Here is a 21,563-nt window from a genome sequence, read left to right on the forward strand (position 1 = left end):
CAAGGCTTTGCAGCGGGTTTCTACGGGGGGATCGGGTATTATCCCGCCTTTGCGCAACGGTCAGCAAAGGGCCGGCAATTGCGCCGATATCCCCCAGTTACGACCCGAATGCAGAGGGCGACCGCATGCCGAAGCGCTGCCGTGCCCCGAGAGGAATTTTTCAATGTTTGGTGCTTTTCGTCGGTATTTCTCGACCGACCTGGCGATCGACCTTGGCACGGCCAATACCCTGATCTACGTGCGTGACAAGGGCATCGTGCTGGACGAGCCCTCCGTGGTCGCGATCCGCCACGAAGGCGGCCCCCAGGGCAAGAAGACGATCCAGGCCGTGGGCAAGGAAGCCAAGGCCATGCTGGGCAAGGTGCCCGGCAACATCGAGGCCATCCGCCCGATGAAGGACGGCGTGATCGCCGACTTCACCGTCACCGAGCAGATGCTCAAGCAGTTCATCAAGATGGTGCATCCGCGCGGGGTCTTCCGGCCCAGCCCGCGCATCATCATCTGCGTGCCCTGCGGCTCCACCCAGGTCGAGCGCCGTGCGATCCGCGAGTCGGCGCTGGGTGCCGGCGCCTCGCAGGTCTACCTGATCGAGGAACCCATGGCCGCGGCCATCGGTGCCGGCCTGCCGGTGTCCGAGGCCAGCGGCTCGATGGTGGTGGACATCGGCGGCGGCACGACCGAGGTCGGCGTCATCAGCCTGGGCGGCATGGTCTACAAGGGCAGCGTGCGCGTGGGCGGCGACCGTTTCGACGACGCCATCATCAATTACATCCGGCGCAACTACGGCATGCTGATCGGCGAGCCGACGGCCGAGTCCATCAAGAAGTACATCGGCTCGGCCTTCCCGGGCTCGGAAGTCAAGGAGATGGAAGTCAAGGGCCGCAACCTGTCCGAAGGCGTGCCGCGCAGCTTCACGATCTCGTCCAACGAGATTCTGGAAGCCCTGACCGACCCGCTGAACAACATCGTGGCCTCGGTCAAGAACGCGCTGGAGCAGACGCCGCCCGAGCTGGGCGCCGACATCGCCGAGCGCGGCATGATGCTCACCGGCGGTGGCGCGCTGTTGCGCGACCTCGATCGCCTGCTCGCCGAGGAAACCGGCCTGCCGGTGCTGGTGGCCGAAGATCCGCTGACCTGCGTGGTCCGCGGTTGCGGCATTGCGCTGGAGCGGATGGACCGCCTGGGTTCCATCTTCACCAGCGAATGACGCGCCACTGACGCACAGGGGACGGCGATGCCACTCGGTACGCTGGACAGAACCCCGCCTCCGTTTTTCAAGCAAGGCCCGTCGGCCCTCACCAAGCTCACGTTTTTCAGCGCTTTCGCGCTGTTTCTGATGGTGGCCGATGCGCGTTTCGCGATCATGCGGCCGCTGCGGGCGGGCGTCGCCACGCTGCTGTACCCGCTGCAGCTGGCAGCCATGGGGCCGGTGCGCCTGATCCAGGGCGGCACGGCCTACCTGGACGGCATGGCGGAAATCCAGGCGCGTGCCGATGCCGCTTCCCGCAAGCTCGTGCAGCAGTCCGAGCGCGCGGGCCAGGTCGAGGTGCTGGCGCTGGAGAACGCGCGGCTGCGCAGCCTGCTGGGCCTGCGCGAGCAGCTCGCCGCGCCGGGCCAGGCGGCAGAGGTGCTGTACGACGCCGCCGACCCCTACACGCGCAAGGTCTTCGTCGACCGCGGCCAGGCCCATGGCGTGCGGCCCGGCTCGCCGGTGCTGGACGCCTCGGGCGTGCTGGGGCAGGTCACGCGCGTGCTGCCGCTGGTCAGCGAGGTCACGCTGCTGATCGACCGCGACCAGGCCATCCCCGTCCTCAACACGCGCACGGGTGCGCGCAGCGTGGCCTATGGCAACCCGGGTTTCCTGGGGGGCGTGCTGGAGCTGCGCTTCATGGCCGGCAATTCCGACGTGCAGGCCGGCGACCTGCTGTCCACCAGCGGCGTGGATGGCGTCTATCCCCCGGGCCTGCGCGTGGCCATCGTGGAGACGGTGGAGCGCCAGGCCGATTCGGCCTTCGCGCGGATCTACTGCCGCCCGCTGGCGCAGCTGACCGGCGTGCGCCACGTGATGCTGCTGCAGCCGCTGACGGCACCGCCTGCGGCCGAGGGCGCGCGCGACGACGTTCCCGCCGGCAAGGGGGCTTCCCGATGATCATGCGCCGCGGCCAACAGCTGCTGCTGCCGGCCAGCCCGGTCTTCATCTGGACCAGCCTGCTGGTCGCGCTGCTGCTGAACATGGCGCAGAACATGGGCCTGTGGGGCCGCGCGCCCTGGATCCCGGACATCGTCGCGGTGGTGCTGGTGTTCTGGACCGTGCACCAGCCGCAGCGCGTGGGCGTGGGCACGGCGTTCGTCTTCGGCCTGTGCATGGACGTGCACCAGGCCTCCTGGCTCGGCCAGCATGCGCTGTCCTACACCGTGCTGAGCTACCTGGCCATCACCATCCACCGGCGGCTGCTGTGGTTCCCGGTGCCGGTGCAGGCCATGCAGGTGCTGCCGCTGTTCGCCGTGGCCCACGCCATCGAACTGGTGCTGCGCATGCTGGGTGGGGGCACCTTCCCGGGCCTGTGGCTGCTGCTCGGGCCCGTGCTCGAGGCGGTGCTGTGGCCCGTGGTCAGCGTGGCGCTGCTGCTGCCGCAGCGCCGCGCGCCCGATCCAGACGCCAACCGGCCGCTGTGACCCACGTCATGCCACCAGAGCCCATGCCATGACCGAACTCAAGGACGTCGAACGCGAGTTGTCGCGCTTTCGCCGGCGCCTGCTGGTCGTGGGCCTGGTGGTGGTGCTGTGCTTCATGGGGCTGTTCGCGCGGCTGGTGCATCTGCAGGTCGTGCGCCACGACGACCTGCGCGCCCAGGCCGAGCGCAACCGCACGGCCATCGTGCCCGTGGCGCCCACGCGCGGCCACATCCTGGACCGCAACGGCGTGGTGCTGGCCAGCAACTATTCGGCCTACACGCTGGAGATCACGCCGTCCAAGGTCGGCCCGCTGGAGCCGGCCATCGACGCGCTGTCCGAGGTCATCGAAGTCTCGGCGCGCGACCGGCGCCGCTTCAAGAAGCTGCTGGAGGAGTCGCGCAACTTCGAGTCGCTGCCGATCCGCACGCGGCTGTCCGACGAGGAGGTGGCGCGCTTCGCGGCCCAGCGCTACCGCTTCCCGGGCATGGACATCAAGGCCCGGCTGTTCCGCCAGTACCCCCAGGGCGAACTCGGCGCCCATGTCGTCGGCTACATCGGCCGCATCAACGCCGCCGAGAAGGCGCGCATCGAGGAGACCGACGAAGAGGGCAACTACAAGGGCACGGAATACATCGGCAAGCTCGGCGTGGAGCAAAGCTACGAGGCCGAGCTGCACGGCAAGACCGGCGTCGAGCAGATCGAGACCTCGGCCGGCGGCCGCGCCGTGCGGCGACTGGCCAGCAGCAAGGCCACGCCGGGCAACACCGTCGTGCTGTCGCTGGACATGCGGCTGCAAAAGCTCGTGGAAGACCTGTACGGCGACCGCCGCGGTGCGCTGGTGGCGCTGGACCCGAAGACCGGCGAGGTGCTGGCCTTCGTCAGCAAGCCGACCTACGACCCCAACCTGTTCGTCGAAGGCATCGACCAGGAAAGCTGGAGCGCGCTCAACGAGTCGCTGGACCGGCCGCTCTTGAACCGCGCGCTGCGCGGCACCTACCCACCCGGCTCCACCTACAAGCCCTTCATGGCGCTGGCCGCGCTGGAGACCGGCAAGCGCCGGCCCGGCGACATCACCTACGACGCCGGCTCGTGGACCTTCGGCGGCCACACCTACCGCAGCCATGGCGACGGCGGCCTGGGCGCGGTCGACATGCACCGCAGCATCGTGAAGTCCAGCAACGTCTACTACTACTCGCTGGCCAACGACATGGGTGTGGACGCCATGTACAACTTCATGGCGCCGCTGGGCTTCGGCCAGATCACGGGCATCGACATCAACGGCGAGGTGCGCGGCGTGCTGCCCAGCCAGGCCTGGAAGCGCAAGGCCTACCGCCGGCCCGAGCAGCAGAAGTGGTTCGCGGGCGAGACCATCTCGCTGGGCATCGGCCAGGGCTACAACACCTTCACGATGCTGCAGCTGGCGCAGGCCACGGCCATCCTGGCCAACAACGGCATCAAGCACAAGCCGCACCTGGTGGTGGCGGTGGAAGACAGCGTGCAGGGCCAGCGCGTGCCGGTGCCGCGCGAGCCGCCCGTGGACCTGGGCTTCAAGCGCGAGAACGTGTCCGTGGTGCGGCGCGCGCTGGTCGGCGTGACGCAGGAGGGGACGGCCACCAAGGTGTTCTCGGGCGCGGCCTACCTGTCCGGCGGCAAGACCGGCACGGCCCAGGCCGTGACCATCGGCCAGAAGAGCCGCTACAACGCGTCCAAGCTCGAAGAGCACCAGCGCGACCATGCGGTCTACATGGCGTTCGCGCCCGCGGACGACCCCAAGATCGCCATTGCGCTGATCGTCGAGAACGCAGGCTGGGGCGCGGAAGCCGCCGCTCCGATCGCGCGGCGCGTGTTCGACTTCTGGGTGGCCGGCGTCTACCCGAGCGAGGCCGACCTGGCCCAGGTGCGTGCCGGCAAGGGCGGCCCACCGGCTGGCAAGCCGCGCCCGATCTCCGAAGTGCCGGACCTGCCCAGCCCGCCGATGCTCGGCGCGTCGGCCGCCCAGGTGCCCGACAACGGCCCGGTCCAGCTCGCCCAGCGGCCCTGAGCGCGTTGCGCACGCTGCGCGCGGGCAAAAAAAAGCGCCGCATCAGCGGCGCTTGAAGAAAACATCTCGTCTGGATGCCTGAATTCTGTCGGTTTTGGTTGAAGTGTCTCCTCGGGCCTCTCGCGCCCACTGGACTAGGCCGGTGCGCAACACAAAGGACTGTAGGCATTTGCGCCGTTTTCTGAATTAGGACTTACCCGCGCGTCAGATTGGTGTCAGGCAGCGGCCCGCAGCGCATCGGTGGCGATCCACTGCGCCGCTTTCTCGGCCAGCATCAGGGTCGGCGAGTTGGTGTTGCCGCTGGTGATGGTCGGCATGGCGCCGGCATCGACCACGCGCAGCCCGGCCACGCCGCGCACGCGCAGCCGCGCGTCCAGCACGGCCATGGGGTCGCCGTCGCGGCCCATGCGCGTCGTGCCCACGGGGTGGAAGATCGTCGTGGCGATGTCGCCTGCCAGCTTGGCCAGTTCGGCATCGCTCTGGAACTGGACGCCCGGCTTCCACTCCTGGGGCGCGAAGCGGGCCAGCGCCGGCTGCGCCACGATGCGGCGCGTGAGGCGCAGCGAATCCGCCGCCACCTGGCGGTCGGCGTCGGTGCTCAGGTAGTTCGGCGCGATCGCAGGGGCGTCCTCGAAGCGCGGGCTGCAGATCTGCACCGTGCCGCGGCTGGTCGGGTTCAGGTTGCAGACGCTGGCCGTGAACGCCGGGAAGCTGTGCAGCGGGTCGCCGAACGCATCGAGCGACAAGGGCTGCACGTGGTACTGCAGGTTGGGGTACGGCTGGGCCGGGTCGCTGCGCGTGAACGCGCCCAGTTGCGAGGGTGCCATGCTCATGGGCCCGCTGCGCCTGAGCGCGTATTCCATGCCGATGCGCGCCTTGCCCCACCAGCTGGAGGCCAGCACGTTCAGCGTGGGCACGTCCTGCACCTTGAACACGGCGCGGATCTGCAGGTGGTCCTGCAGGTTGGCGCCGACGCCGGGCAAGTCGTGTTGCACGGGCACCCCATGCTGCTGCAACAGGGCGCCCGGGCCAATGCCCGAGAGCTGCAGGATCTGCGGCGAGCCGATGCTGCCGGCGCTCAGCACCACCTCGCCGCCATCGGCCAGCCGCGCCTTCACCAATTCGGTCCCGGTCCAGACCTCGGCGCCCGTGCAGCGCAGGGCGCCGGCTGCGTCGCGCTCCAGCAGCAGGCGCGAGACCTGGGCGTTGCTCCACAGCTCGAAGTTGGGCCGGCCATAGCAGGTCGGGCGCAGGAAGGCCTTGGCCGTGTTCCAGCGCAGCCCGGCCTTCTGGTTGACCTGGAAGTAGCCCACACCCTCGTTGTCGCCGCGGTTGAAATCCTCGGTGGCCGGGATGCCGGCTTGCTGGGCGGCCTGCGCGAACGCGTCCAGCACGTCCCAGCGCAGGCGCTGCTTCTCGATGCGCCATTCGCCGCCGGCCTTGCGGTGCGACAGCATCCTCCAGTACGGCTCGTCGCCGCGCAGCAGCTCGGGCGGTGTGCCCTGGGCGCCGTGCAGGGCGTCCGCGCCCCTGTAGAAGTCCTCGTGCAGCTTGAAATAGGGCAGCGAGCGCTCCCAGCGCCAGCTGTCGTCGCCCGTGAGGGCGGCCCAGTGGTCGTAGTCCCGCGCCTGGCCGCGCATGTAGATCATGCCGTTGATGCTGGAGCAGCCGCCCAGCGTCTTGCCGCGCGGGTAGCGCAGGCTGCGGCCGTTCAGGCCGGCTTCGGGCTCGGTCTGGTAGAGCCAGTCGGTACGCGGATTGCCGATGCAGTACAGGTAGCCCACCGGGATGTGGATCCAGTGGTAGTCGTCCTTGCGGCCGGCCTCGATCAGCAGCACGCGCTGGCTGGCGTTCGCCGAGAGCCGGTTGGCCAGCAGGCAGCCGGCCGTGCCGGCGCCGATGATGATGGTGTCAAAAATGTGGTCTGCCATGTCTCGTGCGGTGTGCGGCGTTGTTGCCGCAGTGTCGCCGCAACCGGCAGTCCGGATCAGACGCGCACGGCGCGCTGGCCGGCGAGGCTGGCGCCGGGCTCGGCCCTGAGCTGCTCCTCGGCCAGGAAGTCGCTGATCGTGAAGTCGTCCTGGCGTTCGAACCGGGCCGCTTCGGCCTCGCGCTTGAGCGTGCGCGCGAGCAGGTTCTTCAAGGTCATCGCGGTGCCCGGGTCCAGCGCCCGGCCGCACTCTTGCAGCGATTGCTGCAGATCGGCCCCGATGAAATGCGCCTTGCTCTGGTTGCCGTATTCGATGGCGCGGGTCAGCCGCATGGCGACGCGCCGGGTCGCCAGAAAGTTGCTGCGCGCGAATTCGGGATGCAGCCGGCTCAGCACCAGCGACAGGCCACCCAGCAGGATCTGGATCTCCAGCAGATCGGAGTGCTCGGTCACCCGCGGCAACAACAGATCCGTGTTCCAGGGGCTTTCGTCGTGCAGGTAGCTTGATGGCATGGCGGGCGATTCTAGGGGTGGGCCTGCGGTCGAAAGCGCTTTGGAAGGCGGGGAAAGCCTGGCATCTGGCCCGCTCAATCGATGCGAGCGCCCGAGTCCTTCACCACCTTGGCCCAGCGCTCGATCTCGGCGTCGATGTGCGTGTCCAAGGCGGCCGGCGTCGAGCCGACCAGCTGGTAGCCGCCGGCCTCCAGCTGGGCCCTGATCTCGGGCTGCGCGACGACGGCGGCGATCTCGCGGCTCATGCGCTCGACGATGGCCGCCGGCGTGCCGGCGGGCGCCAGCACCGCGTACCAGCCGTTCACCACGAAGCCCGGCAGGCCGGCTTGCGCCATGGTCGGCACGTTGGCAATCATGGGCAGGCGCGTGTTGCCCGTGACGGCCAGGCCGTGCAGCCGGCCCGACTGCACATGCGGCAGCGAGGTCGAGGCGCTGTCGAAGCTCAGCTGCACCTCGCCGGCCAGCATGGCATTGACCATGGGCGCGCTGCCCTTGTAGGGCACGTGGCTCAGCTTGATGCCCGCAACGCTGGCGAAGTACTCGACCGCGAGGTGGCTGGTGTTGCCGTTGCCGGCCGAGCCATAGGTGATCTTGCCCGGGTTGGCCTTGGCCTCGGCGATCAGCTCGGCGATGCTGCGGGCCTTCAGCGACGGGCTGCCGCTGGCCAGCAGCGGCAGGTTGGCCACCAGCGAGACCGGCGCGAAGTCCTTGCGCGTGTCGTAGGGCAACTTGGGGTAGAGGCTGGCGTTGATGGCGTGCGCAGCCAGCACCATGATGAAGGTGTGGCCGTCGGGCTTCGCACGCGCGGCAGCCTGCGAGGCCACGGTGCCGCCGGCCCCCGGCTTGTAGTCCAGCACCACGGGCTGGCCCAGGCGCTCCTGCAGCTTGATCGACAGGGGCCGCGCGATCAAATCGGTGCTGCCGCCGGGCGGGTAGGGGATCAGCAGCTGGATCGGTCGCTCCGGCCACTGGCCGGGCTGGGCCCACGCGCTGCCAGCTGCGCTGGCGGCCACGGCGGCAAGGATTTGTCGGCGGGAAAGCTGCATGGGTCGGTCTCCTGGTTCTTCGTGGACCGCGCAGTGTGGCGTAGGCCGCCCCCGCCCGGCGTCACCTTGGTTTCAGGTGCTTGAGCGGCAGCGCGCTGCTGTCCTTCACCTCGCCCAGCGAGAAGCTGGTGTGCAGGTCCTTCACATTGGGCAGGTTGATCAGCACCTCGCGCGCGAACTGCGCGAAGCTGTCCAGGTCGCGCGAGACCACCTGCAGCTCGAAGGTGCCGGCGCCGCTGATGTAATGGCAGGCCACCACCTCGGGGATCTTGCGGATCGCGTCCTCCAGCTCGCGCGTGACGTTGCCGCTGTTGCGGTCTGCATCCAGCCGCACGAAGGCCAGCACCCCGAGGCCGATCTTGCGGCGGTCGATCTCGGCGTGGTAGCCCTTGATGAAGCCGGCCTCTTCCAGCGCGCGCACGCGGCGCCAGCAGGGGGCGGCCGACAAGCCCACGCGGCTGGCGAGCTCGGCGTTGCTCAGGCGCCCGTCGGCCTGCAGTTCTTGCAGGATCGCCAAGTCGAACTTGTCCAGTGTTTCCATTCCTGCCAATTTACAGCAAGATCCTTTCTTTGATGGTCAAAATCGAGGAAGCAAAAGAAAGGACATATCGGCGCCGGATGCATACACTGGGCCGCATCACGGCCCCTCCGTCGCCCACGAGGCGACGGTTCCAACGGAGACACCACACGATGAACGCCCCCTTGCCCGAGCACATCCGCAAAGCCCTGGAAACAGTGACGCTGGACGACAAGTACAGCCTGGACTACGGCCGCGCCTTCATGAGCGGCGTGCAGGCGCTGGTCAAGCTGCCCATGCTGCAGCGGCTGCGCGACCAGCAGGTCGGCAAGAACACGGCCGGCTTCATCAGCGGCTACCGCGGCTCGCCGCTGGGCGGCTACGACCAGGCGCTGTGGAAGGCCAGCAAGTTCCTGAAGGCGCAGAACATCGTGTTCCAGCCCGGCGTGAACGAAGAGCTGGCGGCCACGGCCATGTGGGGCACGCAGCAGCTGGGCTTTTCGCCGCCGGGCACCAACAAGTTCGACGGCGTCTTCGGCATCTGGTACGGCAAGGGCCCGGGCGTGGACCGCTGCTCCGACGTGTTCAAGCACGCCAACATGGCCGGCACCACGGCCTGGGGTGGCGTGATCGCCGTGGCCGGCGACGACCACATCTCCAAGAGCTCCACGGCCGCGCACCAGAGCGACCACATCTTCAAGGCCTGCGGCCTGCCGGTGTTCTTCCCGGCCAACGTGCAGGAGATCCTCGACCTGGGCATCCACGCGTTCGCGATGAGCCGCTTCTCGGGCGTGTGGGCCGGCATGAAGACGATCCAGGAGATCGTCGAGTCCAGCGCCACGGCCATGATCGACCCGGACCGGGTGCAGATCCAGATCCCCACCGACTTCCAGATGCCCGAGGGTGGCCTGCACATCCGCTGGCCCGACCATGCGCTGGAGCAGGAAGCCCGTTTGTTCCACTACAAGTGGTACGCCGCGCTGGCCTACATCCGCGCCAACAAGCTCAACTACAACGCCATCGAAGGGCCGAACGACCGCTATGGCCTGATCGCCAGCGGCAAGGCCTACAACGACACCCGCCAGGCCCTTTTGGACCTGGGCCTGGACGACGCCAGCTGCCGCCAGCTCGGCCTGCGCCTGCACAAGGTCGGCGTGGTCTGGCCGCTGGAGGCGCAGCTCACGCGCGACTTCGCCACCGGCATGCAGGAGATCCTGGTCGTCGAAGAGAAGCGCCAGGTCATCGAATACCAGCTCAAGGAAGAGCTCTACAACTGGCGCTCGGACGTGCGGCCCAACGTGCTGGGCAAGTTCAACGAGGTCGAGGGCGATTTCTCGGGCGGCGAATGGTCGATGGCCAACCCCACGGCCAACACCTTGCTGCGCGCCAACGCCGACCTGTCGCCCTCGCTGATCGCCAAGGCCCTGGCCCAGCGGCTGAAGAAGACGGGCGTGCTGGAAGCCGGCGGCGCCGACATGGTGGCGCGCGTCGATGCGCAGCTCGCCATCCTGGAAGCCAAGGAACGTTCGATGCAGGTGCTGGAGCTCGGCGGCGTGCAGGGCGCGGACCGGCTGCCCTGGTTCTGCTCGGGCTGCCCGCACAACACCAGCACCAAGGTGCCCGAAGGCTCGCGCGCCATGGGCGGCATCGGCTGCCACTTCATGGCGACCTGGATGGACCGCAGCACCATCGGCTTCACGCAGATGGGCGGCGAGGGCGTGCCCTGGGTGGGCCAGCAGCCGTTCACCACCGACCAGCACATCTTTGCCAACCTGGGCGACGGCACGTACTTTCACAGCGGGCTGCTGGCCATCCGCCAGAGCATCGCGGCCGGCGTCAACATCACCTACAAGATCCTCTACAACGACGCGGTGGCCATGACCGGCGGCCAGCAGGTCGGCGAGCGGCCCGAGGGCCATTCGGTGCTGCAGATCGCCGAGAGCCTGCATGCCGAGGGCGCGAAGAAGGTCGTGATCGTGACCGACGAGCCCGAGAAGTACAAGGGCGTGTCGGTGCCCGGTGACAACGTGACCATCCACCACCGCGACCAGCTGGACGAGATCCAGCGCCAGTTCCGCGAGATCACCGGCACCACGGCCATCATCTACGACCAGACCTGCGCCACCGAGAAGCGCCGCCGCCGCAAGCGCGGCACGGCCGTGGACCCGGCCACGCGCGTGGTCATCAACGAGCTGGTCTGCGAGGGCTGCGGCGACTGCAGCGTGCAGTCCAACTGCCTGTCGGTGGAGCCGCTGGAGACCGAGTTCGGCCGCAAGCGCACGATCAACCAGAGCACCTGCAACAAGGACATGAGCTGCCTGAAGGGCTTTTGCCCCAGCTTCGTGACGGTGGAGGGCGGCAAGCTCAAGGGCAAGTCCAAGGCCCAGGCGCCATCGCCGTTCGAGCTCGGTGCGCTGGCCGACCCGGTGCTGCCGGCGCTCACCGGCACCTGGGGCATCATCGTCGCGGGCGTGGGCGGCACCGGCGTCATCACCATCGGCCAGCTGCTGGGCGTGGCCGCGCATCTGGAAGGCAAGGGCATCGTCACGCAGGACGCGGCGGGCCTGGCGCAAAAGGGCGGCGCCACCTGGAGCCATGTGCTGATCGGCCCGAACCAGGACGACATCCGAACGACCCGCGTGTCCATGGCCGCGGCCGACCTGGTGCTGGGCTGCGACCCGCTGGTGGCGGCCAACAAGGAATCGACCATGCGCATGCGCGGCGGCCGCACCCATGTGGCGCTGAACGTGCACGGCGCACCGACGGCCGCCTTCGTCAAGAACATCGAATGGCAGAACCCGGCCGATGCCTGCGCGGCTGAGCTGGCGCAGATCGTGGGCGAGGACGCGCTGGGCCGCTTCGACGCCGACGCGGCCGCCACCAAGCTCATGGGCGACACCATTTATGTGAACCCCATGATCCTGGGCTACGCCTGGCAGAAGGGCTGGATCCCGCTGGAATTCGACTCGCTGATGCGCGCCATCGAGCTCAACGGCGTGGCCATCGAGCAGAACAAGGCCGCCTTCGCGTGGGGCCGCCGCGCCGCGGCCGACGCGGCGTCGGTGGAGAAGCTGGTGCGCGGTGCCGGCGTGCAGGTCATCGATTTCAAGAAGCGCGAGACGCTGGAGCACATGGTGGCGCGCCGCGTCGAGTTCCTGACCGGCTACCAGAACGCCGCCTACGCGGCCGACTACCAGGCCTTCGTCGAGAAGGTGCGTGCCCGCGAGCAGGCCATGGGTGCGCCCAAGCACCTGCCACTGACCGAGGCCGTGGCGCGCTACCTGTTCAAGCTCATGGCCTACAAGGATGAATACGAGGTGGCGCGCCTGCACACCGACCCGGCCTTCCACGCCAAGATCGCGTCCATGTTCGAGGGCGACTTCACGCTCAACTACCACCTGGCCCCGCCGCTCACGTCCAAGAAGAACGCCAAGGGCGAGTTGCAAAAGAGCAAGTTCGGCCCGTCCATGCTGACCGGCTTCAAGCTGCTGGCCAAGCTCAAGGGCCTGCGCGGCACGGCGCTGGACGTGTTCGGCCGTACGGAGGAACGCAAGACCGAGCGCGCGCTGATCGCCGAGTACCGCGCCAGCATCGACGAGGTCCTGGCCGGCCTGAACGCTGCCAACCATGCCGTGGCACTGGACATCGCGCGCATCCCGGAGCAGATCAAGGGCTACGGCCATGTGAAAGAGCGCAACTTGGTGGCCGCGCGGCAGAAATGGGCACAGCTGCAGGCTGCGTTCCGCCAGCCGGCCGCGCAGGCGCGCGCCGCCTGAGCGGCTCCCGCAGAGGGCGCTTGCCCTTGCGCCCGCTCGGCCTTATGCCGGCTGGGGCCTCCGCTCCGCCGCAGGAGGGCGGCATACAATCCCAGGCTTTTCGCCCGTCCCGCGCGCTTTTGGTGCGCGGGATTACGCTTTTCCAAGTTGCGTCTTCGTTTGGAGTTGACCCCGTGCTGATCTCTACCGCTTATGCCCAAACCGCACCTGCCGCATCCGCCGGCGGTGGGGATCTGATGTCGTCGCTGGGCAGCATGCTGCCGTTGGTGCTGATGTTCGTGGTGCTGTATTTCGTCATGATCCGCCCGCAGATGCGCAAGCAGAAGGAGCACCGCGCCATGATCGACGCGCTGGCCAGGGGCGACGAGATCGCCACCGCGGGCGGCCTGATCGGCAAGGTCACCAAGCTGGGCGAAGGCACGCTGAGCGTGGAGATCGCCAACGGCGTCGAAGTGCAGTTGCAGCGCCACGCCGTGGTGCAGGTGTTGCCCAAGGGTTCGGTCAAGTAAGCCAGCAGGAAGCCGCCCCGTGGGGCGAAAGCGATCATGAACCGTTATCCGGTATGGAAGTACGCGATCATCCTGGTCGTGTTGCTCTTGGGGCTGATCTACGCCCTGCCCAATTTCTTCGGCGAGGCGCCTGCGGTGCAGGTCTCCGCGGGCAAGTCCAGCGTGAAGGTGGACGCCACGACCCAGGAGCGGGTCGCGCAGGCCCTGAAGGATGCCGGGCTCACGCCCGACCTGCTGACACTGGATGGCGGTTCGATCCGCGCGCGCTTCGCAACGCCCGATGAGCAGCTCAAGGCGCGCGACACCCTGCAGCGTGCGCTGATCCCCGACGCGGCCGACCCATCCTACGTGGTGGCGCTGAACCTGGTCTCGCGTTCGCCGGCCTGGCTGGCGGCGCTGAACGCCCACCCGATGTACCTGGGGCTGGACCTGCGCGGCGGCGTGGACTTCCTGCTGCAGGTCGACATGAAGGGCGCCATCGACAAGCGCGCCGAGTCCTTCGCCAGCGATTTGCGCACGGCCTTTCGCGACAAGGGCATCCGCGGCAGCTCGGTGAACCGCAACGGCCAGACCGTGGAGGTCACCTTCCGCGATGCCGAGGCGCGCGAGGCCGCCAAGCGCGTAGTGCAGGACCAGTTCCCCGACCTCACCACCACCGAGTCGCAGGACGGCAGCACCTGGAAGCTGGTGGCCAGCATCAAGCCCGAGGCCGCCCGCCGGTTGCAGGACGCCGCACTCAAGCAGAACATCACCACGCTGCACAACCGGATCAACGAACTCGGCGTGGCCGAGCCCGTGATCCAGCAGCAAGGCCTGGAACGCATCGTCGTGCAACTGCCCGGCGTGCAGGACACGGCCAAGGCCAAGGACATCCTGGGCCGCACGGCCACGCTGGAAGTGCGCCTGGTCGACGAAAGCACGGAAGCCCGCAGCGCCGAGACCGGTACAGGCTCCGTGCCTTTCGGTTCCGAGCGCTACCTGGACCGCAGCGGCCAGGCCGTCATCGTCAAGCGCCAGGTGGTGCTGACCGGCGAGAACCTGACCGACGCCCAGCCCGGCTTCGACGGCCAGACCCAGGAGCCCACCGTCAACCTGACGCTGGACGCCAAGGGCGCGCGCATCTTCAAGGACATCACGCGCGAGAACGTCGGCAAGCGCATGGCCATCATCCTGTTCGAAAAGGGCCGGGGCGAGGTTGTCACGGCGCCGGTCATCCGCACCGAGATCGCCGGTGGCCGCGTGCAGATCTCGGGCCGCATGACGACGACCGAGGCCAACGACACCTCGCTGCTGTTGCGCGCCGGCTCGCTGGCCGCGCCCATGGAGATCATCCAGGAGCGCACCATCGGCCCCAGCCTGGGCGCCGACAACATCAGCAAGGGCTTCAACAGCGTGCTGTACGGCTTCATCGCCATCATGGTGTTCATGTGCGCCTACTACGCGCTGTTCGGCGTTTTCTCGTCGATCGCGCTGGCCGTGAACCTCTTGCTGCTGGTGTCGGTGCTGTCCATGCTGCAGGCCACGCTGACCTTGCCCGGCATCGCCGCCATGGCCCTGGCCATCGGGGTGGCCATCGACTCCAACGTGCTGATCAACGAGCGCGTGCGCGAGGAGCTGCGCAATGGTGCATCACCGCAGGCCGCGATCCACGCCGGCTACGAGCGCGCCTGGGGCACCATCCTGGACTCCAACGTGACCACGCTGATCGCCGGCGTGGCCCTGCTGGCCTTCGGCTCGGGCCCGATCCGCGGCTTCGCGGTGGTGCACTGCATCGGGATCGTGACCTCGATGTTCTCGGCCGTGTTCTTCTCGCGTGCGCTCGTGAACCTGTGGTACGGCGGCAAGAAGAAGCTCAAGAGCGTGTCGATCGGCACCGTCTGGCGCCCCAAGACCGACGGCGCCGTGGTCCAGGCCAAGTAAGGCAACAGAGAGTCAGAAGCACGCTATGGAATTCTTCCGGATCCACAAGACCATCCCGTTCATGCGCCACGCGCTGGTGCTGAACATCATTTCGTTCGCCACCTTCGCCTTGGCCGTGTTCTTCCTGTTCCACCGCGGGTTGCACCTGTCTGTGGAGTTCACCGGCGGCACGGTGATGGAGGTGGCCTACGAGCAGTCCGCCGACATCGGCCAGGTGCGCGAAACCATCGGCAAGCTGGGCTATGCCGAGGTACTGGTGCAAGCCTATGGCAGCTCGCGCGACGTGCAGATCCGCCTGCCGGCACGCAAGGAAATGAACGCCACGCAGCAGAGCGCGCAGGTGGTCGATGCGCTCAAGGCGGTCAATCCGGGCGTGACGCTGCGCGGGGTCGAGTTCGTCGGCCCGCAGGTCGGTGAGGAGCTGACCACCAACGGGCTGAAGGCGCTTGCCATGGTGGTGATCGGCATCATGGTCTACCTGGCGTTCCGCTTCGAATGGAAGTTCGCCGTCTCCACCGTCGTGGCCAACCTGCATGACGTGGTCATCATCCTGGGCTTCTTCGCGTTCTTCCAATGGGAGTTCTCGCTGGCCGTGCTGGCCGCCGTGCTGGCCGTGCTGGGCTACTCGGTGAACGAGTCGGTCGTGATCTTCGACCGGGTGCGCGAGAACTTCCGGCGCTACCGCAAGCTGTCCACGGCCGAGGTGATCGACAGCGCCATTACCTCGACGATCAGCCGCACCATCATCACGCACGGCTCCACACAGCTCGTGGTGCTCTCGATGTTCTTTTTCGGCGGGCCAACCTTACATTATTTTGCGTTGGCGCTGACCATCGGCATCTGCTTCGGCATCTACTCTTCCTGCTTCGTGGCCGCCGCCATCGCCATGTGGCTGGGCGTCAAGCGCGAGGACCTGGTGAAGGTCAAGAAGGAAGAAGATCCCAACGATCCGAATGCAGGCGCCGTCGTTTGAGGGCCGCATTTTTCACCCATGAGCAGCAGCCCCGCCTCTCCAGAACACCTGCTGGCCCAACGCGCGCGTGAGCGCTTCGTGGCCGAGATGGGCCGCAGGATGGGCGAGGTCGGCGCGCTGATCAAGGAGCGGCTGACCCAGCTGCTGGAGCAGGTCAGCTCGGTGCGAGAGATGCAGGACCGGCGCGACGCCTGGACCCTGTTCCAGAGCCATGGCCGGGCCTGGGAGGAGGGCACGGCCAGTGCCTGGAAGAAGGCCTTGGTCGACACCGCCGCAGCACCGGCGCCCAAGGCCGGCGGCCTCACGCTGGAGCTGGTGGGCGACGAGGTCATGGAAAACAAGATCCTGGCCTCGCGCATGGCCGTGGCGATCCAGGATGCCGCCGGCGCCGCGTACCGCGATCTGTGCGCGCGCGTGCAGTACCTGGAACATGTCAGCGAATTGCCCGCGCGCGACGTGCTGCGCCTGGACACGCTGGCCGTGCTCCTGGTGCAGCAGTGGGGCGTGGCCGGCCTGGACCGCAGCATCCTGCCGCTGGTGGCCGACACGCTGCAGCGCGAACTCGGCGCCCATGCCCTGTCGGCCTGCGTGGTGTGCAACGAGATGCTCGATGCCGCGGGCGTCTCGGCACCGGACGACCTGCGCAGCCGTGTGCGGCGCACCGAATCGCCCAGCCTGCCGGGCGGGGCGAGCCGGGGTGCGCCCCTGGAGTCTTCGGCGCCGCATGATGCGCAGCGCCACATGGCGCCTTCCGGCCATGGCCGGAGCGGTGGTGGCAGCGATGGCGCCAGCGGTGCAGGCGCTCCCGGTGGTGGGTCTGGCGCGGGCGGTGGTGCCGGCGGTGGCAGTGGAACGCCATCCAGGCCCTTCGCCCCGGGCCGCGGTGCAGGGTCTGCCGCATCCGACTGGCCGGAGGACGAAGACTCGGGCCCGCAGGAGCTGCAGCGCGGCCCGCGCACGGCGCAGACGCTGGGCGACGACCCCGAGCGCGAACGTCACCTGGCCGACGGTCAGATGGTGGCCGCCATGTCGCCGCTGGCGCGGGCGCGGCGGCGCGCCCAGGGCGTGCTGGGCCAGTTGCGCCGTGTGCTGAGCGAGCACGCTGCGAGCGTCTTCGAGCCGACCGCCAAGCTGGAGATCTCACCGACGCTGGCCAACGCCATCAACCGCCACCGTGCCGCGCCCGACGCCGAGCTCATGATCGGCGACACCGGGCCGGGCACGGTGGCCGACTATGGGCAGGCCAGCGTGGTCCGCGTGGCCGGCGTGCTGCGCGAGCGGTCCAATGAGCTCAAGCGCCAGGCCTCCACCAACAGCGAAAAGGCCACGATCGAGATCGTGGCGCTGATGTTCCAGAGCATCCTGGCCGAGGAGCGCATTCCGCCGTCGGTGCGGGTGTGGTTCGCGCGTCTGCAGTTGCCCGTGCTGCGCGTGGCGCTGGCCGAGCCGGAGTTCTTCGGCACGCTGAGCCATCCGGCGCGCCAGCTGATCGACCGCATGGGCTCGTGCGCCATGGGCTTCGACGCGACGGCCATCGGCGGCACGGCGCTGGAGGCCGAGATCCGGCGCGTGGTCCAGGTCATCGAGCAGTACCCGGAAACCGGCCGTCGCGTGTTCCAGCTGGTCTATGACGAGTTCCAGAAATTCCTGTCCAAGTACCTGACGGAAAAGGGCACGGCCCAGCGCGTGGTCAGCGTCGCGCAGCAGATCGAGCAGAAGGAAACGCTGGCGATCCAGTACACGATCGAGCTGCGCAACATGCTCAAGGACATCCCGGTGCGCGACGAGGTGCGCGACTTCCTGTTCAAGGTCTGGGCCGAAGTGCTGGCGCTGGCCGCCGTGCGCAAAGGCCCGCAGGACGACGAGACCATCGCGCTCAAGCGTTCGGCCGCCGACCTGGTCTGGGCCGCCAGCGCCAAGCCGAACCGCGCCGACCGGGCGCGCGTGATCCAGAGCCTGCCGCAGCTGCTGCAGCGCCTGCGCCAGGGCATGACGCTGCTGGGCCTGGCCTCGCCCGTGCAGGAGGGGCACATCAAGCGCCTGAGCGACACGCTGGCCGACGCCTTCATGTCCAAGACTGAGGCCATCCCGCAGGCGCGCATCGACGTGATGGCCCAGCGCCTGGCGAACCTCGAAGACTTCGTCAGCGACGAGAGCATGGGCGACCTGCCGCTGGACGCCGACAGCATCGAGATGATGCTGGGCATCGACGCGTCGTCGATCGATGTGATCGCCGACGCCGGCGCCAAGCCCAGCGAGGCGATGGTCGCGTGGGCGCACGAACTGCAGCTGGGCCACTGGTTCACGCTGGACCACAACCAGAAGATCAGCCAGGTGCAATTCGCCTGGCGCAGCGACCGCCGGCAATTACACCTGTTCGCTTCGATGGACGGCCGCAGCTACCTGATCCAGGCCAAGCGGCTCGCCGTGTACCTGCAGGCGGGGCTGCTGGTGCCGCAGGAGCAGGAAGCGCTGACGCTGCGCGCCACGCGCCAGGCCCTGGAAAAGCTGGACGCCAACCCCGAGCGGCTGCTGGCGGCCTGAAGGCCCGCGCTCAGTGGGCCAGGCGCCCGCTGGCGTCCTGGCACAGCTCGTCGAGCACCAGCGCGTCCGGCTCGGTGCCGAAGCTCCAGTACACCATCAGCACGATGATCTTCAGGTCGCCGAGCGTGACCGGGCCGCCGGGCGCGGCCATCGCGCGGTCCAGCACGATCTCGCGCAATGGGGCGGGCAGCACGCCGGCCGCTTCGAGGAAGTGCAGGAAGCCCAGGCACTGCGCGCCCAGATGCTCCTGCTCGGCCACGGAATAGACGCGCATCGCGTCGGAAGGGAGAAAGCTGTCCGCATTCGCTGCGGGTGCCTCGACCTCGATCGGCGCCACGCCCTGCGACGCGATCTGCAGGCCGCGCAGCCACTGCAGCGCTTCCTCGATCTCGTCGGCCTCGAAGCCCACGGCGCTGAGCTTGCGGCCCAGCTGTTGCGGCGCGGGGCATGCGTCACCGCGCCAGTAGTTTTCATAGACGAAAACGAGCACTTCGAACATGGGCCCAATATAGCCTGTCATGCCGGCGCGACCGGGGCTGTGCCGATAAAACGACGGCAGGGGGATCAGGCCACCACGATGCGCTGGAACAGCGCGCCCGGCATGCGCACGATGTGGCCGTCCAGCTCCAGCTCCAGCAGCCGGGCCTGCAGTGTTGCGGTGTCCAGGCCCGTGCGGGCCTGCAGGGCGTCCAGGCCGATCGGGTCCAAGCCGATCTGCTCCAGCACATCGTCCGCGGCCGGCGCGCTCGGCGCCTGCGTCGGCGCACGCAGAGGCCGGCGCAGCGCAGCGGCGGGCGCGAACTCGTCGAGCACGTCGTCGACAGTCTCCACCAGCTTGGCGCCTTGCTTGATCAGCGCGTGGCAGCCGCGGGCCATGGGTGCATGGATGGAGCCGGGGATGGCGAACACTTCCTTGCCCTGTTCCGAGGCCAGCCGGGCCGTGATCAGCGAGCCGGATTTCAGCGCTGCCTCGACCACCAGCGTGCCGCGCGTGAGCCCGGCGATCAGCCGGTTGCGCCGCGGAAAGTTGGGCGCCAGCGGCGGTGTGCCCAGCAGGTATTCGGACAGGATCACCCCGTGCCGGGCGATGGCGTGCGCCAGCTGCAGGTTGCGCCTGGGGTACACGCGGTCCAGGCCCGTGCCGACCACGGCCACCGTGGCCAGCATGCCGGGCTGGGCGGCCGCGCCTTCGAGCGCGCCCTCGTGCGCCGCGCGGTCCACGCCCAGGGCCAGGCCGGAGACCACGGTCCAGCCGGCTTCGCAGATGTGGCGCGCAAAGTTGTGCGCATTGACCAGGCCCTGCGGCGTGGGGTTGCGGCTGCCGACGATGGCGATGCCGGGCGGGGACGTCGGATCGGCGATGAAGCCCGGCCAGGCGTCGAAGCGGCCCATCGCGTGCAACAGCAGCGGTGGGTCGGCCATGTTCAGCAGCGCGCCGGGGTAGTCCGCGTCGCCCAGCGTCAGCACGCGGCGCTCGGCCACCGTGGCGTCCTGCAACCAGCGCCAGGTGCTGTCCAGCAGCGCCGCATGCCGGGCATCGACCTGCAGCAGGTGCTGGCGCTGCAGCGGCGTGACGACCTGGGCCAGCGCCTGCGGCGACTGGGCGAACACCGCCTCGGGCGTGCCGAACGCCGTCAGCAGGCGCCGCGCCGTGTCGCTGCCGACCTCGGGCGTGCCGGCCAGCCGCAGCCAGTGGCCCAGTTCGCTGCGCTGCATGCGTGCGAAACCCTCGGCCGGCGAAGTGGGGGAAGGCCGCGCCTCAGCGCGGCGTGACCAGGCGGTCGCCGACCTTGACGCCGGTCTGGATGTCCAGGATCAGCCCGTACGACACGCGCTCGAAGGTGCGGAACACCATGAGCAGGCCGTTGCTCTCGTCGGGCAGGCGCATCCGCGCCTTGCCCGGGTCGGTGCGGTCCACGAGGCTGCCGCCATCGGTGAGCACGGTCAGCACATGGCCATGCTGCAAGCCGTCGCGCGTGCCCTTGTTGATGGCCACGACCTGGCTTTGCGCGGCGTTGGCGTTGGTGATGCCGCTGCCGTAGATGGAGACCACCCGGCCCTCGATGGCCTGCGAGGGTGCGCGCGGCACATAGCTCAGCAACTCGCGCGGCGGCTCGGGTAGCAGGCGGTCGCCGATGCGGATCTCTTCCTTGGCGGAAACGATGTCCAGCGAGGCCGGCACCACTTCCACCGTGGTCTTGCCGTCGGTGGTCGTCTCGCGCGTGCCCTCGGCGGCCAGCAGCGCGGCCTTGCCGAGGTAGTAGGCCTCGTAGCCCAGGATCTCGCCGGACACCGGGTCCTTCAGCGGTACGGCGTTGCGCACCACGCGGAAGTTCTGCGGCGCGCCCTGCGTGTCGGCCAGCGGCGCCTCGGGCGAGCCACGGCCATAGGCGCGGTCGCCCTTGCTCAGCATCACGCGCTGCTCGCGCGTGGCCACGATGCGCGGCGCCTGCTGCAGCACGCTTTCGTCCACGACCACCGGGTCGGCGAGAAAGGGCTCGATCAGGCTGGGGTTCAGGGTCGGCAGCGCACTGCCCGACAGCGAGGACGAGCGCGTGCGCGGCGAGACGCGCACCGTGGTCAGGTCGCTCGCGCCGGCGCCGCGCGTGCTGAGCATGGCGCGGCCGTCTTTCTTGAGCAGGAACAGTTGCTGGCCCGGGAAGATCAGATGCGGGTTGCGGATGTCCTGCAGGTTCATGCCCCACAGTTCCGGCCAGCGCCAGGGGCGCGCGAGGAACAGGCCGGAGATGCCCCACAGGGTGTCGCCGCTCCGGACGGTGTAGCTGTCTGGCGCGCCGGGCGCCAGTTCGGCCAGGGGCACGCCGCTCTGGGCGACCTGGGTGGCGGTGTCGCGCTGCGCCGGCGTGACCGGCAAGCTCTGCGCGGCTGCGGATGATGCCAGGGCCGAGGCCAGCAGTGCGGCCCCGATGGCAACGGATCCCACCATGTTATTCATCACGCGTTGCACCAGAAACGCCCCCTGATCGTGCGGGTTGCGGCCCCCTGGGAGGGGCCCGAAAATCAGGCGCGATTGTGCGCGCAAGCCCCCTGAGGGGCAACGATTATTGACTTGCACGCCCGTTCGATGCTGCGAAAGTGGCGAAAATAGCGACAACTC

The 21,563-nt window shown here is 68.6% G+C and carries 16 protein-coding genes; 9 read left to right on the plus strand and 7 right to left on the minus strand.

The genetic code is table 11. The annotated features are described in order from the left end of the window. Window positions 1–163: 163 nt before the first annotated feature. From ASF43_RS25440 to mrdA, 4 genes are read left to right on the plus strand one after another with little or no spacing between them, the layout of a single operon-like run. Window positions 164–1,207 (plus strand): rod shape-determining protein, encoded by a 1,044-nt coding sequence (locus tag ASF43_RS25440; protein ID WP_056187642.1) that lies wholly within the window; start codon window positions 164–166, stop codon window positions 1,205–1,207. 27 nt (window positions 1,208–1,234) lie between these two features. After that, window positions 1,235–2,149 carry a rod shape-determining protein MreC gene (mreC, locus tag ASF43_RS25445; RefSeq protein ID WP_056187645.1) on the plus strand — a complete coding sequence of 305 codons (915 nt, stop codon included), beginning with the start codon at window positions 1,235–1,237 and terminating at the stop codon, window positions 2,147–2,149. After that, window positions 2,146–2,676 (plus strand): rod shape-determining protein MreD, encoded by a 531-nt coding sequence (gene mreD / locus ASF43_RS25450; protein WP_056187648.1) that lies wholly within the window; start codon window positions 2,146–2,148, stop codon window positions 2,674–2,676. The genes mreC and mreD overlap by 4 nt, the downstream gene beginning before the upstream one ends. A gap of 28 nt (window positions 2,677–2,704) precedes the next feature. Beyond that, window positions 2,705–4,717, plus strand: coding sequence for a penicillin-binding protein 2 (gene mrdA, locus ASF43_RS25455; RefSeq protein WP_056187652.1), 2,013 nt, complete (start codon window positions 2,705–2,707; stop codon window positions 4,715–4,717). 215 nt (window positions 4,718–4,932) lie between these two features. On the opposite strand, the gene ASF43_RS25460 is transcribed toward mrdA, so the two are convergent. From ASF43_RS25460 to ASF43_RS25475, 4 genes are all read right to left on the minus strand, one after another. Then, window positions 4,933–6,648 carry a GMC family oxidoreductase gene (locus tag ASF43_RS25460; RefSeq protein WP_056187655.1) on the minus strand — a complete coding sequence of 572 codons (1,716 nt, stop codon included), beginning with the start codon at window positions 6,646–6,648 and terminating at the stop codon, window positions 4,933–4,935. 56 nt (window positions 6,649–6,704) lie between these two features. After that, window positions 6,705–7,160, minus strand: coding sequence for a hypothetical protein (locus ASF43_RS25465; RefSeq protein WP_056187658.1), 456 nt, complete (start codon window positions 7,158–7,160; stop codon window positions 6,705–6,707). 74 nt (window positions 7,161–7,234) lie between these two features. Continuing rightward, window positions 7,235–8,206 (minus strand): tripartite tricarboxylate transporter substrate binding protein, encoded by a 972-nt coding sequence (locus ASF43_RS25470; RefSeq protein ID WP_056187661.1) that lies wholly within the window; start codon window positions 8,204–8,206, stop codon window positions 7,235–7,237. A gap of 61 nt (window positions 8,207–8,267) precedes the next feature. After that, window positions 8,268–8,747 (minus strand): Lrp/AsnC family transcriptional regulator, encoded by a 480-nt coding sequence (locus ASF43_RS25475; protein WP_056187664.1) that lies wholly within the window; start codon window positions 8,745–8,747, stop codon window positions 8,268–8,270. Window positions 8,748–8,896: 149 nt separating this feature from the next. Here ASF43_RS25475 and ASF43_RS25480 point away from each other — a divergent pair, with 149 nt between their 5' ends. The 5 genes from ASF43_RS25480 to ASF43_RS25500 all read left to right on the plus strand — a co-directional run bounded on the left by ASF43_RS25480 (window position 8,897) and on the right by ASF43_RS25500 (window position 18,445). After that, window positions 8,897–12,499: an indolepyruvate ferredoxin oxidoreductase family protein gene (locus tag ASF43_RS25480; RefSeq protein WP_056187667.1), complete on the plus strand. Its 3,603-nt coding sequence runs from the start codon at window positions 8,897–8,899 to the stop codon at window positions 12,497–12,499. Window positions 12,500–12,672: 173 nt separating this feature from the next. Further along, complete coding sequence (gene yajC / locus ASF43_RS25485) at window positions 12,673–13,008, plus strand: preprotein translocase subunit YajC (protein WP_056187670.1); 336 nt, start codon at window positions 12,673–12,675, stop codon at window positions 13,006–13,008. A 36-nt stretch (window positions 13,009–13,044) separates the two neighbouring features. After that, window positions 13,045–14,928, plus strand: a complete 1,884-nt coding sequence (gene secD, locus ASF43_RS25490; protein ID WP_056187673.1) for a protein translocase subunit SecD — start codon at window positions 13,045–13,047, stop codon at window positions 14,926–14,928. Window positions 14,929–14,953: 25 nt separating this feature from the next. Further along, complete coding sequence (gene secF, locus ASF43_RS25495; RefSeq protein ID WP_056187676.1) at window positions 14,954–15,901, plus strand: protein translocase subunit SecF; 948 nt, start codon at window positions 14,954–14,956, stop codon at window positions 15,899–15,901. Between the two features lie 18 nt (window positions 15,902–15,919). After that, on the plus strand, window positions 15,920–18,445 hold the full coding sequence (locus tag ASF43_RS25500) for a DUF1631 family protein (RefSeq protein ID WP_056187678.1): 2,526 nt from the start codon (window positions 15,920–15,922) through the stop codon (window positions 18,443–18,445). A gap of 10 nt (window positions 18,446–18,455) precedes the next feature. On the opposite strand, the gene ASF43_RS25505 is transcribed toward ASF43_RS25500, so the two are convergent. The 3 genes from ASF43_RS25505 to ASF43_RS25515 all read right to left on the minus strand — a co-directional run bounded on the left by ASF43_RS25505 (window position 18,456) and on the right by ASF43_RS25515 (window position 21,401). Next, a complete protein-coding gene (locus tag ASF43_RS25505; protein WP_056187682.1) occupies window positions 18,456–18,944 on the minus strand; it encodes a DUF494 family protein in 489 nt (162 codons plus the stop codon). A 65-nt stretch (window positions 18,945–19,009) separates the two neighbouring features. Then, window positions 19,010–20,161, minus strand: a complete 1,152-nt coding sequence (dprA, locus tag ASF43_RS25510) for a DNA-processing protein DprA (RefSeq protein ID WP_056187684.1) — start codon at window positions 20,159–20,161, stop codon at window positions 19,010–19,012. 43 nt (window positions 20,162–20,204) lie between these two features. Continuing rightward, window positions 20,205–21,401: a LysM peptidoglycan-binding domain-containing protein gene (locus tag ASF43_RS25515; RefSeq protein WP_056187686.1), complete on the minus strand. Its 1,197-nt coding sequence runs from the start codon at window positions 21,399–21,401 to the stop codon at window positions 20,205–20,207. Between the last annotated feature and the right edge of the window lie 162 nt (window positions 21,402–21,563).

The organism is Pseudorhodoferax sp. Leaf267, assembly GCF_001422405.1.
Taxonomy (GTDB): Bacteria; Pseudomonadota; Gammaproteobacteria; order Burkholderiales; family Burkholderiaceae_C; genus Pseudorhodoferax.